This window comes from Azoarcus sp. DN11 (genome assembly GCF_003628555.1).
In the GTDB taxonomy this organism is placed as follows: Bacteria; Pseudomonadota; Gammaproteobacteria; order Burkholderiales; family Rhodocyclaceae; genus Aromatoleum.
The window spans coordinates 4,098,362-4,115,263 of the sequence record NZ_CP021731.1; the positions used below are offsets into that span (position 1 = coordinate 4,098,362).

A 16,902-nucleotide genomic window follows, 5' to 3' on the forward strand; every position below is an offset into this window, starting at 1 on the left:
CGCGCAACGCTCAGCGTGGCGCGACGACCTCGAGGTCGAGTTCGCCGACCCCAGCGACTACGCCGTGCAGCCGGTCGCCGACGGCCACCGGCCCCACGCCTTCCGGCGTGCCGGTGAAGATCAGGTCGCCCGCCTCCAGGCGGTAATAGCGCGAGAAGAACGCGATGATCTCGGGGATCGACCAGATCATGTCCGAGAGGTCGCCGCGCTGGCGCGTTTCGCCGTTGACCTCGAGGCGGATCTCGCCGGATTCGGGCACCCGCCCCGTGGCGGGCACGATCTGCGAGATCGGTGCCGCGGCGTCGAACGCCTTGCCGATGTCCCACGGCCGGCCCTTGGCCTTGGCTTCGGCCTGCAGGTCGCGCCGCGTCATGTCGAGGCCCACCGCGTAGCCCCAGATGCACGCCCGCGCAGCCGCGGGCGAAAGGTCGCTGCCGCCCGCGCCGAGCGCGACGACCAGTTCGAGTTCGTGATGCACGTCACGGCTTGCCGGCGGATAGGGGAACTGCCCGCAGGTGCCCACCCCGACCGGCAGGACGGCGTCGGCCGGCTTGGTGAAGAAGAAAGGCGCCTCGCGGCTCGGGTCCCCACCCATTTCCCGCGCATGCGCCGCGTAGTTGCGGGCGATGCAGTAGATGCGCCGCACCGGAAACAGGCCGCCTCCGGCGACGGGAACAACGGGACGCGGGGCGGGTGCGATCACGAAAGTTTCGGACATCTGGGCTTCTCCGGAAGCTGCTGCCACAGCACAGGACAAAACAGGGCTCGCCACACGCGAATCGCCATCGAGGCGCGATCAAAGCACAGGGGGTATTGACCCGGCAAGCGGCCAATGCTGTAATGAGAATCGTTCCTAATTGATTTTTATCGATCACATCATGCAGGCACAGGACTATCCACATAACCCCACCACCCGGTCCGCGGACGCAGCGCCGGGCGGGCAACCTGCCCGCCCGGCGGGTGCGGCGGTCATCCCGAGCGAGCGGCTGCTTCTGGGGCAACCCTGCGTGACGATCGATCACGACGGAACGCATTACGTGCTGCGCGCCACGCGGGCCGGAAAGCTGATCCTGACGAAGTAATCCGTACAGACCACCACGACAAACGGAACAACGAGGCTAGACTATGTATGTCTGCATCTGCAACGCAGTGACCGAACGCCACATCGACGAAGCAGTCAGCGAAGGGGTGTCCACCTTGCGCGAATTGCGGACCCGACTCGGCGTCGCGGGGGAGTGCGGTCGCTGCGCGAGTTGCGCACGCGACTGCCTGCGTGCGGCTATGGCAGAGCAGACGACGAACGCGAATGCGGCGATGGCCGTGTTCGCGCCCTCGTATTCCCTTGCCGTGGAGGCCGTATGAAAGGCGATAAGAAAGTTCTCCAATACCTCAACAAACAACTGACGACAGAACTCACCGCAATCAACCAGTACTTCCTGCATGCACGCATGTACAAGAACTGGGGCCTCGGGAAGCTCGGGCACCATGAGTACGAGGAATCGATCGAGGAAATGAAGCATGCCGACAAGCTCATCGAGCGCGTGCTGTTCCTCGAGGGGTTGCCGAACCTGCAGAATCTCAACAAGCTCCTGATCGGCGAGAACGTCCCGGAATGCATCCAGGGCGACCTGAAGCTGGAACAGAGCGGACGCACCGAGCTGATCGAGGCGATCGCCTACTGTGAGTCCTGTAAGGACTATGTTTCGCGCGAGATCTTCGAGGAGATCCTCGAGGACACCGAGGAACATATCGATTATCTGGAAACGCAACTCGAACTGATCGACAAGGTCGGGCTGCAGAACTACCTGCAATCGCAGATGGGCGGCGCGAGCTGACGCACGACCGACCGCCGTTCGCGCCGGCAGGACCGGCGCACACCCACCGCAAGCCAGTTCTCCCGCAGAACGAGCCAGCGTCATCGAATCCAACGGAGAACTGGCATGCATACCCGACGCCCGGATGTACTGAACGACCCGTCACTGCGGCAAGGCCCGGCCTTCGCCGCACACCGCCTCGCCCTCTACGTGGCATTCGCTGCGCTTCTGATCGACCAGTTTATCCGCTGAACACCGCGTAGCGCCTGATGGCCGAGCTTCACTCCCACGCCCTTCCCGCCGCCTCCTTCACGCCGCCGCCACGCAATGCAGCGGGGCGCCCGCCGCTGAGCTTCGCACCACCGCGCGAGTCCTTTCCCGAGCAAACGCCCGGCCTGCGGCGCCCGCGCCCGCCGTGCGGCGAGCGTGCATTGCTGCTCGCGCTGGTGACGGCCGCACACGTCGCGGCACTCGCGGCCTTGGCGCATCTCGCACAACACCCCGCGGCGGTGCCCGAAACGCCGATCTCGGTGGCACTGATCGAACTGCCCGTGCCGCTGCCGACCGTCGCGCCGGCACTGCCCGCGCCGCCCAGGCCCGTCGTCGAGCCGCCGCCCAAGCCGGCGCCGCACCCGCCGGTGCGCGCACCGAGGCCCGCGCCGAAGACTGCCGAATCGCCGACCGCGATCCGCACGGAGACGCCGCCGCCCCCGCAGGCGGCCCCGGAACCCGTACGCGAGGCCGCGCCGACGCCGCCGGCACCTCCCGCCTCCGCCCCCCCGGCGCCGCGCGCCGCGCCCGAAGCGCCGCCGGCCGTCGTCGCGGCGCGTTTCGACGCGGCCTACCTGAACAATCCCGCACCGGCCTATCCGCCCCTGTCGCGCCGCCTGCGCGAGGAAGGCAAGGTGATGCTGCGCGTGCAGGTGACCGCCGAGGGCTTGCCCGCACAGGTCGACCTGGCGGAAAGTTCCGGCTCCGCGCGCCTCGACAGCGCCGCCCGCGAGGCGGTGCAGCGCTGGCGCTTCGTGCCCGCGAAGCAGGGCGGACAGGCGGTCGCCGCCGCCGTCATCGTCCCGATCGTATTCAAACTCGAAGGAAACTGAACATGCCCACCGACACCTTCGGCCTGACTCACCTGTGGGTCCAGTCGGACCTCATCATCAAGCTCGTCGCCTTCACCCTCGTGGTGATGTCGGTCGCCAGCTGGTACCTGATCGCCGTGCGCACGACACGTCAGCTCCGTGCGCGGCGCATCGATGGCGCCGTGGAAGGTTTCTGGCACGCAGCCAGCCTGGAAGAAGGCCTCGCGCGCTTGTCGCAGGACGCGCCCGACTCCCCGTTCGAGGCGCTCGCCCGCCAGGGCGCCGCCGCGGCCGAACACTTGCGCCGCCACACCACCGCCGAGACCCTGGGCGGCAAGCTGGATGCCGACGAGTTCGTGACGCGCGCGCTGCGCAAGTCGATCGCGCTATCCACTGCGCAACTCGAATCGGGCCTGACCGTGCTTGCCTCGATCGGCTCCACCGCCCCCTTCGTCGGCCTGTTCGGCACCGTGTGGGGCATCTACCACGCGCTGATCGGCATCAGCACCTCGGGCGTCGCGACGCTCGACAAGGTCGCCGGCCCGGTCGGCGAGGCGCTGATCATGACGGCTTTCGGCCTCTTCGTCGCGATTCCCGCAGTGCTCGCGTACAACACCTTCACCCGCGCCAACCGCCTCGAGCTCTCCGAACTGGATGCCTTCGCGCACGACCTGCACGCGTGGTTTGCCACCGGCACGCGGCTCGCGAGTGCGCCGGTCGCCGGCCAGCCGGCGAAGGCCGGCAGCGACGCCGCGCGCAAGATCGGCCTCACCGGCGCCGGAGCCGCGTGATGGCGTTCGGGGGCTTCAACCAGGAAGGCGGCTCGGCGCCGATGAGCGAGATCAACATGGTCCCGCTCATCGACGTGATGCTGGTGCTGCTGATCGTGTTCATGATCACCGCGCCGCTGCTGACGCACTCGGTCAAGATCGACCTGCCGACGGCGGCAAGCCAGGCGAACAACGAAAAACCCGACACCGTGACCTTGTCCGTGGACGGCGCCGGGACACTGTTCTGGAACGACCAGAAGATCGCCGAGGACGAGCTGCCGGCCCGCCTCGCCGCTGCTGCGGCACAGCCGGTGCAACCCGAACTGCATCTGCGCGCCGACCGCGAGACGCGCTACCAGAAGCTCGCGGAGATCATGTCGGCGGCACGCACCGCGGGCATCCAGAAGATGGGCTTCATCACCGTTCCCGCGCATTGAACGACCGGGGCCGGACGGCCCCGTCGGCGCAGACCGCCTTTCCCCGCCTGCCCCACCTTCGGCAGCCTGCCTGCCGCCTGCAGCAGCTCGCGCTGCAGGAACCCCCGCGCTGCAATACGATACAAAGCTGAAGTGCGCATTCGCTATCCTTGCGCTGCGTTTCACTGCCCCGGAGCGAAACGCCCGCGCGGCAGGGTGTCCGTTGCCCACCTGCGCCGCCTTCCGACAACTTGCCGAACGACGACATGACTGCATTTTCAGCGTCCAAGCCGCGCCGCCTGCGCCGCGCCGTAATCGCCCTGGCCATCCTCGGCACGCTGGCCGCGGCGGGGGGGCTCGCGTGGAAGACGTTTTTCGCGAAACCCGACGAGCACGCGCGCTACCAGTACGCGACCGTGACGCGCGGAGACATCGAGGACGTCGTGACCGCGACGGGCACGCTGCAGCCGCGCGACTACGTGGACGTCGGCGCGCAGGTGTCCGGCCAGCTGAAGAAGATCCACGTCGAGATCGGTTCCGAAGTGAAGGCCGGCGACCTCCTCGCCGAGATCGACCCCGTTGTGCTGCAGAGCCGCGTCGACGCGACCCGCGCCCAGTTGCGCAACCTGCGCGCTCAGCTGATGGACCGCGAGGCGAGCCGCACGCTCGCCGACGCGCAGTTGAAGCGCCAGCGCAACCTGATGAGCGAAGACGCCACCACGCGCGAGACGCTGCAGAACGCCGAGGCTGCCCTGCAGTCGGCGCAGGCGCAGGTGGAGGCCATCAAGGCGCAGATCGACCAGACCGACTCCAACCTGCGCGCCGACGAGGCCAACCTCAACTACGCGCGCATCTACGCGCCGATGTCGGGCACGGTGGTGTCGATCACCGCGCGCCAGGGCCAGACCCTGATCGCGAGCCAGCAGGCGCCGGTGATCCTGCGCGTCGCGGACCAGACGACGATGACCGTGCAGACGCAGGTGTCGGAGGCGGACGTGAGCCGCCTGCGCCTCGGCATGGACGCGTACTTCACGACCCTGGGCGGCGACAACCGTCGCTGGGAAGGCAAGCTGAGCAAGATCGAGCCAACACCGGTGGTGCAAAACAACGTGGTGCTCTACAACGCGCTGTTCGATGTCGCCAACCCCAACCAGGCGCTGATGACACAGATGACGGCACAGGTGTTCTTCGTCGTCGCTTCGGCCAGGGACACCCTGCTGGTGCCGATGTCGGCGCTCACAGCCGGGCGCAGCGCGCGCGCCGAACGCATGAAGGCCGCGGGCAGCGATGCGCGACCGCCCGCAGGAGCCGGCGCGGGCGCCCCGGCGGTTGATGCCGCCAAGGCGCCGGAAGCGAAAAAGGGAGCGCCGCGCACGGTCACGGTCAAGGTCGCGCCACCTCAGGGCCCGCTGGAGGACCGCCAGATCGAGATCGGCGTGCGCAGCCGCATCCAGGCCCAGGTGCTGTCGGGCCTCGAGGAAGGCGAACGCATCGTCTCCGGCATGGCCGCCGCCGACAAGGGCCCCGGCGGCGCGCCACGCCGCACGCCGCGCATATGAAAGCCGAACCGCTGATCGCCGGGCTGGACCAGGATTCGCCGCTGCGGCAGGTGTCGGGCGAACCGCTGATCGCGCTGTCGGGCATCACCAAGACCTTCCGCACCGGCGAGCTCGCCGTCGAGGTCCTGCACGGCATCGACCTGACGATCCATCCCGGCGAATTCGTCGCCATCGTCGGCAGCTCGGGTTCGGGCAAGTCGACGCTGATGAACATCCTCGGCTGCCTCGATCGACCCACCACCGGCACCTACCGCTTCATGGGGCGCGACGTGGCGGGATTCGACCGCGACGAGCTCGCGCGGCTGCGGCGCGAAACCTTCGGCTTCGTATTCCAGAGCTACAACCTCATCGGCGGCGCGAGCGCGCGCGAGAACGTCGAGGTGCCGGCCGTCTATTCGGGCATGCCGCCGGCGGAGCGCCACGCACGCGCAAACGAGCTCCTCGGATCGCTGGGCCTCGCCGAGCGCACCGGCCACCGCCCCAACCAGCTTTCCGGCGGCCAGCAGCAGCGCGTGTCGATCGCGCGCGCGCTGATGAACGGCGGCCGCGTGATCCTCGCCGACGAGCCCACCGGCGCCCTCGACAGCAAGAGCGGCGCGGAGGTGATGCAGCTTCTGCGCGGGCTCTCGGCGGCGGGGCACACGATCATCCTGATCACGCACGAGCGCGAGGTCGCCGAGCAGGCGCAGCGCATCATCGAGATCCGCGACGGCAATATCGTCTCGGACCCCGGCCCGCGCCCGCCGACCGGCCCCGAGCCGGATTTCGCGCCGCACATCGACCGCACTTCGCATCTCTCGGACCTCGTCGAGGCGACGCGCACGGCCCTGCGGGCGCTGCGCGCCAACGTCTTCCGCGCCGCGCTGACGCTGCTCGGCATCGTCATCGGCGTCGCCGCGGTGATCGCGATGCTGGCGATCGGCGACGGCGCCAAGCAGGACGTGATCGACCGCATCAGCTCGATGGGCACGAACCTGCTCACCGTGCGGCCGGGCGCGCCGAACCAGCGCGGCCGCGACACGACCGCCACGCTGGTGCCGGACGACGTCATGGCGATCGGCGAGCTGCCGAACGTGCTCGCGGCCGTGCCCGAGCAGAGCACCGGCGTGACGGTGCGCTACGGCACCTCCGACTACCGCTCGTCGGCAACCGCCACGGGCGCCGACTACACGATCGCGCGCGACTGGCCGGTTGCACGCGGCACCTTCTTCAGCGCGGACGAAGAGCGCCGCTATGCGACGGTGACGGCGATCGGCCAGACGGTCGCGAAAGCGCTGTTCGGCGACGAGGATCCGGTCGGCAAGTACGTGCTCGTGAATAACCTCGTGTTCCAGGTCGTCGGCGTGATGGGGCCGATGGGCGCGACCCCCTGGGGCACCGACCAGGACGACGTGATCTTCGTGCCATTCACGACCGGCAGCCTGCGCCTCACGGGCCAGCGCTTCCTGCGCAGCGCGATCGTCGCCGTCAAGGACGCCGCGCAGATCGACGACACGCAGGAAGCCGTGCGCACGCTGCTGCAGGCGCGCCACTCGGGCATCGAGGACTTCCAGATCCGCAACATGGCGCAGATCATCGAGAACGTGTCGGAAACGCAGAACACGCTGACCGTGCTGCTCGGCACCGTGGCGGCGATCTCGCTGCTGGTGGGCGGCATCGGCGTGATGAACATCATGCTGGTGTCGGTCACCGAGCGCACGCGCGAGATCGGCATCCGCATGGCGACCGGCGCGCGCATGAAGAACATCCTGCTGCAGTTCCTGATCGAGGCGCTGGTCGTCTCGGCGCTGGGCGGGCTGATCGGGGTTGCCGTCGGCCTCGGCGCCGCGGCGGTCATCGAAGCCTTCGACAAACCCGTCGTGTATTCCCTGTTCCCCGTGCTGCTCGCGTTCGGTTGCGCGTTCGCCACCGGCCTCATATTCGGCTACCTGCCCGCGCGCAAGGCCGCCCGGCTCGACCCGGTCGTCGCGCTTGCGTCGGAGTGACCCCAGCGATGAATTCCCCCCTCCCGCACCGGCTCGCACCGCTTTTCGCCGCCACTCTCCTGCTTGCCCTCTCTGCGTGCGCGGTCACCGAACCGGTGACGCGGGCGGACGTCGCCGTGCCCGGCGGCTGGATCGAACCCGCCGCGACCGGCGCCGTCCCGGCCGACCCGCAGTGGTGGCGCGGCTTCGCCTCGGGCCGGCTGGAATCCCTGATTTCCGCTGCGGTCGCGGACAACCCGGACTTCCGCGCCGCCGTCGAACGCGTCCGCCAGGCGGAGATCGCACTGCATGTGGCCGGCACCTCGCTGCTGCCCTCGGCCAACATCGGCGGCGACACGGCATGGCGGCGCACCGACCCGGGCAAGGGCGCGGGCGCGCTCGATAGCAACTCCTCGGGCGCCAACCTGTCGATCAGCTACGAGGTCGACCTGTGGGGCCGGCTCGCGGCGGGCGTGCGCGGCGCCGAGGCGACTTTCGCCGCCAGCCGCCACGATCACGACGCCGCACGCCTGACGCTCGTTTCCAGCGTCGCCACGACCTATTTCCAGTTGCTCACCGCGCGCGAGCGGCTCGTCATCGCGCACGACAACCTCGCGATCGCGGAACGCGTGTTCGCCATCGTCGAGGCGCGCTACCGCGACGGCGCCGCCTCCGCGCTCGACGTCAGCCGCCAGCGCAGCACGGTGCTCGCGCAGCGCGCCGCGCTGCTTCCGCTCGAAACGCTCGAACGCCAGACGCGCAGCGCACTAGCGCTCCTTGTCGGGCAGACGCCGCAGCACTTCAGCCTCGACGTCGAACCCTTCGCGATCCTGGCGGTGCCGCCGGTCGCCCCCGGCCTGCCGGCAGAGCTGCTCGTGCGCCGCCCGGACCTCGCCGCCGGCGAAGCGCAACTCGCTGCGGCTGACGCCGATGTCGCGGCCGCCCGCGCGGCGCTGCTGCCGCGTATCCAGCTGTCGGGCTCGGCGGGGCTCGCGAGCACGGCGCTGCTGTCGCTCGCCAATCCCGCCAGCACCCTGGGCCTCGGCGCCAACCTCACGCACACGCTGTTCGACGGCGGACGCCTGCGCGACGGCGTCGAAACTGCGCGCTCGCGCCGGCGCGCGCTGGTCGAGAACTACCGCTCCGCCGTGCACGTTGCGCTGAAGGAAGTCGAGGACGCGCTCGGCAATGCCGACCGCGACCGCCGCCTCGAGGACAGCCAGCAGGAGATCCGCAGCGAGGCCGCACGCAGCCTGCGCCTGGCGGAACTGCGCTACCGCGAGGGCTCCGACCAATTGCTCACGGTCCTCGACGCCCAGCGCACGCTGTTCCAGGCGCAGGACCAGCTCGCCCAGTTGCGACTCGCGCGGCTCAACGACGCGGTAACGCTGTACAAGGCGCTCGGCGGGGGCTGGACGAACCCCGCCGCGCCCGGCTGACGCCGCGCTTCTCCTCCCGCTTCTTCCCCGCTGCTGCCTCCGGCGGAACGCTGCGACGCCTGCCCCGCCGCGATCCGCCCTGTTTCCGCGCCGGCACGACGCAGGCATGGGCTTGCTTTGTCGCCATATGCTAACATCACTTGCGAGTGATTCGCATTATCTTTAATATATGTACCTGAACAGTCAGTCCGGACGGACGGCGGTCCGCCGGCCTCGTACATACCTAACCAGACAAGGAACATTCTTCATGTCCCGTTTCCCCCTCCGCGCGTTTTCGGTTGCCGCCCTCGCCTCCCTGTCATTCGCCGCCAACGCCCTCGAATATCCGATCGGCAACCCGCAGCAGCGCAACGGCATGGAGATCTCCGCGGTCTACCTGCAGCCGATCGAGATGGAGCCGGAAGGCATGATGAAGAAGGCGTCCGAGACCGACATCCACATCGAGGCCGACGTCCGCGCGCTGGCGAACAACCCGAACGGCTTCGAGGAAGGCAGCTGGATTCCCTACCTGACCGTGAAGTTCGAGATCACCAAGGCAGGCAGCGACTGGAAGCTCAGCGGCGACTTCATGCCGATGGTGGCGAACGACGGCCCCCACTACGGCGACAACGTGAAGCTCGCCGGCCCGGGCAAGTACAAGGTGAAGTACACGATCCTGCCGCCGGGCGCGGACCACGCCAGCCACTTCGGCCGCCACACGGACCGCCAGACCGGCGTGCGCCCGTGGTTCAAGCCCTTCGAGATCGAGAACGAATTCACGTTCGCCGGCATCGGCAAGAAGGGCGGCTACTGATGCGGGCCGCATGCTTTGCGCGCACGGCGATCGCGGTCGCCGTGGCGGGCCTTTCGTGCGCGAGCCAGGCTGCGCCGACGGCACAGGACAAGCTGCTGGCCGAACTGAAGCGGCTCGCCGAGCGCGTCGAAAAGCTCGAAAAACGCAACACCGAGCTCGAAGCCCGGCTCGCGACGGGCACTGCCACGCCGGCGCCCGAATTGGCGCAGCGCGTACAGGCGCTGGAGCAGGCGAACCACGACCTGAGCGCTAGCCTCGAAAGCAACCGCATCAGCGAACGCGAACCCGAAATCGCCATCCGCCTCAAATCGATCGAGGGGCGCACGAACAGCATGGGGGCGCCCACCAAGCTGGCAAGCGCGCTCGAGGGGATCAAGATCGAAGGCAGCGCTGCAACGGTGGCCCAGCGCATCAACGGCGGCGCGCGCACCGACGGCAAGGCCGAGTCGCAGCTGTCGTGGCGCGGCGATCTCGGCATCACGGTGCCGGCCGGCAAGATCGGCCGCGGCAAGGGCGAGTTCTTCACCCAGCTGCGCATGGGCCAGGGCGAACGCTCGAGCTTCACGGACCTGAAGCCGACCTTCACGGGAGCCTTCAACAGTCTCGCGTTCAAGGGCGACGAAGATTCCGCCAAGACCTTCGCGATCGTCGCCCAGGCCTGGTACCAGCTCACGACGCCGCTCGGCGACACCCTGAGATCGCTGCACAGCCTGCAATTCACGGTCGGCAAGATGGATCCCTTCGTGTTCTTCGACCAGAACGCGATCGCCGACAACGAGGCGGGGAAGTTCCTCAACAATGTCTTCGTGCATAACCCGATGCTCGACTCGGGCCATGCGGTGGGCGCCGATGAGTTCGGCTTCACGCCCGGCGTGCGCCTCGCCTACCGCAACGAGATGAGCAAGCCGGACTGGTGGCAGATCTCGCTCGCCGCTTTCGGCGCCGGCAATGGCGCGGCCTTCGGCCGCAGCTTCGACAAGCCCTTCGTGATCGGCCAGCTCGAGTACGGTCGCAAGAACTACGGCTTCGACGGCACCTATCGCCTGTATGCCTGGCGCAACCCGCAGTACGAGGGCTTCGACGGTTCGCGCGACGCGACCACCGGCTGGGGCGCAAGCGTCGACCAGCGCGTGCATGAGGACGTGACGCTGTTCGCCCGCTACGGCCAGTCGAGCTCGGGCAAGGCGGCCTTCGACCGCGCCGTCACGGTCGGGGCCGAACTGACCGGCAACGCCTGGGGCCGCGGCGCCGACGGCATCGGCCTCGCCTGGGCCTGGCTGCGCGCGAGCGACGATTTCCGCAAGACCACCGTGGACGTGTCGGACAAGGATGGCAACTTCCTCTTCGGCTACACGCCAAGCGGCGCCGAGCAGGTGGCCGAGCTGTACTACCGCTGGCACCTGAACCACCAGCTGTCGCTGACGCCCGACCTGCAGTACGTGCGCCGCGCGGCCGCGAACCGCGACGCGAAGGACATGACCGCGTTCGGGGTCCGCGCCTTGTATGCGTTCTGAGCGCCAATGCTCCTCCCGCCCTGCCCGGCCTCGCGCCGGGTGGGGTTTTTGCGTTTTTTCGGTGAGATTCCGCCAGCCATGATTCCTGCCAGCCCGATGATTCCCGCCACCGCCCTTGCGGCGGCATTTGCCTTCGGCGCCCTTGCCGCACCCGCCGTGGCGCGCGCCGACGAGATGCCCACCTTTGAGGTCGTCGCCGAAAACGGCCGCTTCATGCCCGAGACGATCGAAGTCCCCGCCAACACCCGCTTCCGCCTGCAGCTGACGAACCGCAACGCCGGACCGGAGGAATTCGAGACCTCCGCCCCGTTCAAGGAACTGGTCGTCGGGCCGGGCGTCACGCGCAGCACGATCTTTCCGCCGCTGAAACCGGGCACCTACCCCTTCTTCGGCGAATTTCATCACGACACGGCGAAGGGCCGCTTCGTCGCGAAGTAAGGCATTTCCGGAGACACGCATCATGGGCAACGCATTCTTCATCGTGTGGCGCGAGAGCGTCGAGGCGATCCTGATCATCAGCATCCTGCTGGCGTGGATCCGCACGCGCGGCGACACGCGGATCGGCGTTCATCACCTGTGGGTGGGGGTCGCCGGCGGGCTCGCGCTGGCCGGTTTCCTCGCGCTGGCGATGCTGGGCATGCATGGCTGGCTCGCGGCCGGTGCGCTGGAGATGTTCCAGACGGCGATCATGTTCGTCGCGGCCGGCCTCATCACCCACATGGTGCTGTGGATGCGCACCCACGGCCGCCACCTGAAGCGCGAACTCGAATCGGGCCTCTCGAATGCGGCGCAGTCCGCCGGCGGCGCCTCGGTCGCCATGCTCGCGGCGATCGCGGTGGGGCGCGAAGGGGCGGAAACAGTGCTCTTCCTGTACGGCCTGGCGATGGAGCAGTCGGGCGACACGCTCGCGCGCCTTTTCGCCGGGGCGGGCATCGGCTTCGTGCTGGCGCTCGCGACCGCGTGGGTGATCCTGTCGGGCGCGCGCTGGCTGCCCAGCCGCCTGTTCTTCCGCACGAGCGAGATCGTGCTCCTGCTGCTCGCCGCGGCGCTGCTGGTGTCGGGCGTCGAACGCCTGATCGACATGGAGTGGCTGCCGCCGCTCATGGAGCCGGTGTGGGACAGCTCCGCGCTGCTCGACGACGGCAGCACCGCGGGCGGCATCGCCGCGGCCTTCGCCGGCTATCGCGCCCAGCCCTCGCTGATGGTGCTGATCGCGTGGCTCGGCTACTGGGGCGTGGTCACGCTGCTCGGACGCCTGCAACGGAGGTCGGCGGCATGAACACCTGCACCTCGATCGCCGCACCGGCCTCCCCGCGCCTTGCGCGCGTCGGGGAGCTGATGCGCCGCCACCGCGGCTGGATCCTCGGCGCGCAGTGGGCGATCCTCGCCGCCTACCTGTTCCTCGTCGTCACGCCCGCGTTCCTGCCGCTGCCCGAATCCGGCGCGCACCTGTGGAACAACCTGACGCTGTTCGCGCAGTTCGCCTTCTGGGGCATCTGGTGGCCCTTCGTGCTGGTGTCGATGATGCTGATGGGGCGCATATGGTGCGGCGTGATGTGCCCGGAAGGCTTCGTCTCCGAGCAGGTGTCGCGCTTCGGCCTCGGGCGCCCGGTGCCGCGCTGGATCAAGTGGGGCGGCTGGCCCTTTGTCGCCTTCCTCGGCACGACCATCTACGGCCAGCTCGTGAGCGTGTACGAGTACCCCAAGGCGGCGCTGCTGGTGCTCGGCGGTTCGACCGTCGCCGCGATTGCGGTGGGCCTCGTCTACGGCCGCAACAAGCGCGTGTGGTGCCGCCACCTGTGCCCGGTGAATGGCGTCTTCGGCCTGCTCGCGCGGCTCGCGCCGGTGCATTTCCGCACCGACCGCGAGGCGTGGGAGTCGTACGGCGCGAAGAAGACGATCCCGATCAACTGCGCGCCGCTGGTCGACATCCGCCGCATGGAAAGCGCCGCCGGCTGCCACATGTGCGGGCGCTGCGCCGGCCATCGCGACGCGGTGAACCTTGCCGCGCGCGTGCCCGGCAGCGAAGTCGCGCAGCTCGATGCGCAGGACGCGGACCGCTGGGAAGTGCGCCTGCTGGTCTTCGGCATCATCGGCACGGCGATCGGCGCCTTCCAGTGGTCGGCCTCGCCGTGGTTCGTGCGCGCCAAACTCGCCGCCGCGGAGTGGCTCGTCGAACGCGACGCTTTCGCGCTGCTCGGGGACGACATCCCCTGGTGGCTGCTGACGCATTACCCGGAAGCGAACGACGTGTTCACGTGGCTCGACGGCCTGATGATCCTCGCCTACATCGGCACGACCGCGCTGCTGCTCGGCGGCTGGATCACGCTGTGGCTGCGCGTTGCCGCGGGCCTGCTGGGCGAGGCGGCGCAACACCGGCGCCTTGCCTACGCGCTGATCCCGCTCGGCGGCGCCGGCGTCTTCCTCGGGCTCTCCGGCCTCACGGTGACGCTGCTCAGTGCCGAGGGTGTGATCCTCGCGATGCTCCCCGAGGCGCGCGGCACCCTGCTGACCGCAGCAGCGCTCGCGAGCCTCGTCCTGGCGTCCCTGCACCTTCGCCGCACGCCAGCCCGGCTCGCGCGCCGGCTGGCCGCGTTCTTCGCCTTCGCGACGGCCGCAGCGGCGGCAGTCGTGCCGTGGGTGCTGATGTTCTACGTCTGGTAGGGCCTTACGCGCGGGTCGATCTCGCTGCACAAATCATCTAACCTGATGGACACGGGGTACCCGGCACGAGACCGGGGCCTCCCCAACAGGAGATTGCAGATGACCCGCTTCACCCTCAACGGTCAGAAGGTCGATACCGCCATGCCCGACGACACCCCGCTGCTGTGGGTGCTGCGCGACGGGCTGGAGTTCACGGGCACCAAGTTCGGCTGCGGCATGGGGCTGTGCGGCGCGTGCACGGTGCATGTCGACGGCGTCGCAGTGCGGTCCTGCTCGACGCCGGTGTCAACGGTCGCCGGCAAGCACGTCACGACCATCGAACAGATCGGCAAGGATCGCGTCGGCGCGGCGGTGCAAGCAGCGTGGCAGAAGCTCGATGTCGTGCAATGCGGCTACTGCCAGTCCGGCCAGATCATGTCCGCGACCGCGCTGCTGGCGAAGACGCCACGGCCGAGCGATGCCGACATCGACGCCGCGATGGCGGGCAATGTGTGCCGCTGTGCGACCTACGTGCGCATCCGCGCCGCGATCCACGAAGCCGCGAAGGCCCTCGCGGGGAGGGGCGCAGCATGAACGCCCGCATCGAGAACGTCTCGCGCCGCGACTTCCTCAAGGCGAGCGCCGGCCTCACGCTGGGGCTGATGCTGCCGGGCGTCGATTCACTCGCCGCCGCAACGGGTTCCAAGGGCGCCGCAGCCGATGCCGCACCGGCCTTCGCCCCCAACGCCTTCGTGCGCATCGGCACCGACAACCGGGTGACGGTGGTCGCAAAGCACCTGGAGATGGGCCAGGGCACTTACACCGGCCTCGCGACCCTGGTCGCCGAGGAGCTCGATGCCGACTGGGCGCAGGTCGTCGTCGAAGGCGCCCCCGCCGATGCCAAGCGCTACAACAACCTGCTGTGGGGGCCGTCGCAGGGCACGGGCGGCAGCACCGCGATCGCCAACTCCTTCGATCAGCTGCGCCAGGCGGGCGCGAGCGCACGCGCGATGCTGGTGCAGGCCGCAGCCCAACGCTGGAAGGTCCCCGCGGGCGAGATCCGCGTCAAGGCGGGCATCGTCAGCCACGCGAGCAGCCGCAAGGCGAGCTTCGGCGAACTGGCGGAGGCGGCGGCGACGCAGGCGGTGCCGCAGGAAGTGCGCCTGAAGGATCCAAAGGACTTCGTGCTGATCGGGCGCCACGTGCCGCGCAAGGACAGCGTCGCGAAGACCACCGGCCGCGCGCAGTTCACGCAGGACGTGAAGCTCCCCGGCATGCTCGTCGCCGTGGTCGCGCACCCGCCGCGCTTCGGCGCCACCGTGCGTACCGTCGATGAACAGGCCGCACGCGCGATACCGGGCGTGGTGCGCGTGGTAAGCATCCCGCGCGGCGTCGCGGTGCTGGCGCACGACTACTGGACCGCGAAGAAGGGCCGCGACGCGCTGAAGATCGACTGGGACGACAGCGCCGCCTATCGCGGCAGCTCCGATCAGATCCTCGCCGACTACCGCAAGCTCGCCGCAACGCCCGGACTGGTCGCACGCCGTGACGGCAATGCCGACAAGGCCCTGGGCGGCAGCGCCAAGGTGCTGGAGGCCGAGTTCGATTTTCCGTATCTCGCGCACGCCCCGATGGAGCCGCTCAACTGCGTGATGCGCGTCGATGCGCAGGGTTGCGAAGTGTGGAACGGCGAACAGTTCCATACCGGCGACCAGGTCGCGCTGGCCACCTTCTTCGGGCTGAAGCCGGAGCAGGTAAAGGTCCACATGCTGTTCGCCGGCGGCAGTTTCGGCCGGCGCGCGAACCCCAACTCCGACTACCTGCTGGAGACGGCGCAGATCGTGAAGGCGGTCGGCGGCGAAACTCCGGTGAAGCTCGTATGGTCGCGCGAGGACGACATGCGCGCCGGCTACTACCGGCCGGTGTATGTGCATCGCCTGCGCGCCGCGCTCGACGCGCAGGGCAAGCCGCTCGCGTGGTCGCAGCGCATCGTCGGCCAGTCGATCCTCGCCGGCACGCCCTTCGAGGGCGTTGCGATCAAGGACGGCATCGACGGATCGTCCGTCGAGGGTGCCGCGAACCTGCCCTACGCGATCCCCAACCTGCAGGTCGAACTGCACACGACCAACAAGGACGTGAAGGTGCCGGTACAGTGGTGGCGCTCGGTCGGTTCCACCCACACCGCCTTCGCGACCGAGGTCTTCCTCGACGAACTGGCCACGGCCGCGGGCGCCGACCCGGTGGCCTACCGGCTCGCCCTTCTTGCTGCCCACCCGCGCCACGCGGGCGTGCTCAAGCTCGCCACGGACAAGGCCGGCTGGAGCAAGCCGCTGGCCGCGGCGAAATCGGGCAAGCGCGCACGCGGCGTCGCGGTGCACGAATCCTTCAACACCTACGTCGCGCAGGTCGTCGAAGTCACGGTCGCGCCGGACGGCAGCTTCAAGGTCGATCGCGTCGTGTGCGCCGTCGACTGCGGCATCGCCGTCAATCCGGACGTGATCCGCGCCCAGATGGAAGGCGGCATCGGCTTCGGGCTCGGCGCCGCACTCAGCGGTGCGATCACGCTCAAGGACGGCGTCGTCGAGCAGTCGAACTTTCACGACTACACGGTGCTGCGCATCGACCAGATGCCCAGGGTCGAGGTGCATATCGTGCCGTCGTCCGAAAAGCCGACCGGGGTCGGCGAACCCGGCGTGCCGCCGATCGCGCCGGCGTTGGTGAACGCGCTCTTCGCCGCGACCGGCAAGCGCATCCGGACGTTGCCGATCGGTGAGCAACTGAAGGCCTGACGGAAAGGGCAGTCTGCCGTCGACCGCCCTCTTCCACCCCGAGATCGGAACACCGTCAGCGACGGGCTGCAAGTTGCATAAACGCAACGCGTAGCAATTGCGATTGATTCGCATTCCTG

At 68.9% G+C, this 16,902-nt stretch carries 18 protein-coding genes; 17 read left to right on the forward strand and 1 reads right to left on the reverse strand.

Annotated elements, in window-relative coordinates; all coding sequences use genetic code 11:
* Window positions 1–10: 10 nt before the first annotated feature.
* Entirely contained in the window at window positions 11–718 is a 708-nt protein-coding gene (locus CDA09_RS18955; protein ID WP_121430070.1) for a fumarylacetoacetate hydrolase family protein, read from the reverse strand.
* 160 nt (window positions 719–878) lie between these two features.
* Between CDA09_RS18955 and CDA09_RS18960 the strand changes: the two genes are divergently transcribed.
* From CDA09_RS18960 to CDA09_RS19035, 17 genes are all read left to right on the forward strand, one after another.
* Window positions 879–1,082 carry a hemin uptake protein HemP gene (locus tag CDA09_RS18960; RefSeq protein WP_121430940.1) on the forward strand — a complete coding sequence of 68 codons (204 nt, stop codon included), beginning with the start codon at window positions 879–881 and terminating at the stop codon, window positions 1,080–1,082.
* A 43-nt stretch (window positions 1,083–1,125) separates the two neighbouring features.
* Window positions 1,126–1,362 carry a (2Fe-2S)-binding protein gene (locus tag CDA09_RS18965; RefSeq protein WP_121430071.1) on the forward strand — a complete coding sequence of 79 codons (237 nt, stop codon included), beginning with the start codon at window positions 1,126–1,128 and terminating at the stop codon, window positions 1,360–1,362.
* Window positions 1,359–1,835, forward strand: coding sequence for a bacterioferritin (bfr, locus tag CDA09_RS18970; RefSeq protein WP_121430072.1), 477 nt, complete (start codon window positions 1,359–1,361; stop codon window positions 1,833–1,835). The genes CDA09_RS18965 and bfr overlap by 4 nt, the downstream gene beginning before the upstream one ends.
* Before the next feature lie 105 nt (window positions 1,836–1,940).
* Window positions 1,941–2,066, forward strand: coding sequence for a hypothetical protein (locus CDA09_RS23715; protein ID WP_286164244.1), 126 nt, complete (start codon window positions 1,941–1,943; stop codon window positions 2,064–2,066).
* 17 nt (window positions 2,067–2,083) lie between these two features.
* Window positions 2,084–2,917, forward strand: a complete 834-nt coding sequence (locus CDA09_RS18975) for an energy transducer TonB (RefSeq protein WP_121430073.1) — start codon at window positions 2,084–2,086, stop codon at window positions 2,915–2,917.
* 2 nt (window positions 2,918–2,919) lie between these two features.
* Window positions 2,920–3,687, forward strand: coding sequence for a MotA/TolQ/ExbB proton channel family protein (locus tag CDA09_RS18980; protein WP_121430074.1), 768 nt, complete (start codon window positions 2,920–2,922; stop codon window positions 3,685–3,687).
* Window positions 3,687–4,103 carry an ExbD/TolR family protein gene (locus CDA09_RS18985; protein WP_121430075.1) on the forward strand — a complete coding sequence of 139 codons (417 nt, stop codon included), beginning with the start codon at window positions 3,687–3,689 and terminating at the stop codon, window positions 4,101–4,103. The genes CDA09_RS18980 and CDA09_RS18985 overlap by 1 nt, the downstream gene beginning before the upstream one ends.
* A 245-nt stretch (window positions 4,104–4,348) precedes the next feature.
* Window positions 4,349–5,641, forward strand: a complete 1,293-nt coding sequence (locus CDA09_RS18990) for an efflux RND transporter periplasmic adaptor subunit (protein ID WP_121430076.1) — start codon at window positions 4,349–4,351, stop codon at window positions 5,639–5,641.
* A complete protein-coding gene (locus CDA09_RS18995) occupies window positions 5,638–7,626 on the forward strand; it encodes a MacB family efflux pump subunit (protein ID WP_286164245.1) in 1,989 nt (662 codons plus the stop codon). The genes CDA09_RS18990 and CDA09_RS18995 overlap by 4 nt, the downstream gene beginning before the upstream one ends.
* A gap of 8 nt (window positions 7,627–7,634) precedes the next feature.
* Window positions 7,635–9,044, forward strand: a complete 1,410-nt coding sequence (locus tag CDA09_RS19000) for an efflux transporter outer membrane subunit (RefSeq protein WP_121430077.1) — start codon at window positions 7,635–7,637, stop codon at window positions 9,042–9,044.
* A 247-nt stretch (window positions 9,045–9,291) separates the two neighbouring features.
* Complete coding sequence (locus CDA09_RS19005; RefSeq protein ID WP_121430078.1) at window positions 9,292–9,837, forward strand: iron transporter; 546 nt, start codon at window positions 9,292–9,294, stop codon at window positions 9,835–9,837.
* Complete coding sequence (locus CDA09_RS19010) at window positions 9,837–11,351, forward strand: carbohydrate porin (RefSeq protein WP_121430079.1); 1,515 nt, start codon at window positions 9,837–9,839, stop codon at window positions 11,349–11,351. The genes CDA09_RS19005 and CDA09_RS19010 overlap by 1 nt, the downstream gene beginning before the upstream one ends.
* Window positions 11,352–11,429: 78 nt before the next feature.
* Window positions 11,430–11,789 carry a cupredoxin domain-containing protein gene (locus CDA09_RS19015; RefSeq protein WP_121430080.1) on the forward strand — a complete coding sequence of 120 codons (360 nt, stop codon included), beginning with the start codon at window positions 11,430–11,432 and terminating at the stop codon, window positions 11,787–11,789.
* A 22-nt stretch (window positions 11,790–11,811) separates the two neighbouring features.
* Window positions 11,812–12,630 (forward strand): FTR1 family iron permease, encoded by an 819-nt coding sequence (locus CDA09_RS19020; RefSeq protein ID WP_121430081.1) that lies wholly within the window; start codon window positions 11,812–11,814, stop codon window positions 12,628–12,630.
* Window positions 12,627–14,015, forward strand: coding sequence for a 4Fe-4S binding protein (locus CDA09_RS19025; RefSeq protein ID WP_121430082.1), 1,389 nt, complete (start codon window positions 12,627–12,629; stop codon window positions 14,013–14,015). Before CDA09_RS19020 ends, CDA09_RS19025 begins: the two co-directional genes overlap by 4 nt.
* A gap of 99 nt (window positions 14,016–14,114) precedes the next feature.
* A complete protein-coding gene (locus CDA09_RS19030; RefSeq protein ID WP_121430083.1) occupies window positions 14,115–14,588 on the forward strand; it encodes a (2Fe-2S)-binding protein in 474 nt (157 codons plus the stop codon).
* On the forward strand, window positions 14,585–16,783 hold the full coding sequence (locus tag CDA09_RS19035) for a xanthine dehydrogenase family protein molybdopterin-binding subunit (RefSeq protein WP_121430084.1): 2,199 nt from the start codon (window positions 14,585–14,587) through the stop codon (window positions 16,781–16,783). Before CDA09_RS19030 ends, CDA09_RS19035 begins: the two co-directional genes overlap by 4 nt.
* Window positions 16,784–16,902: the final 119 nt, after the last annotated feature.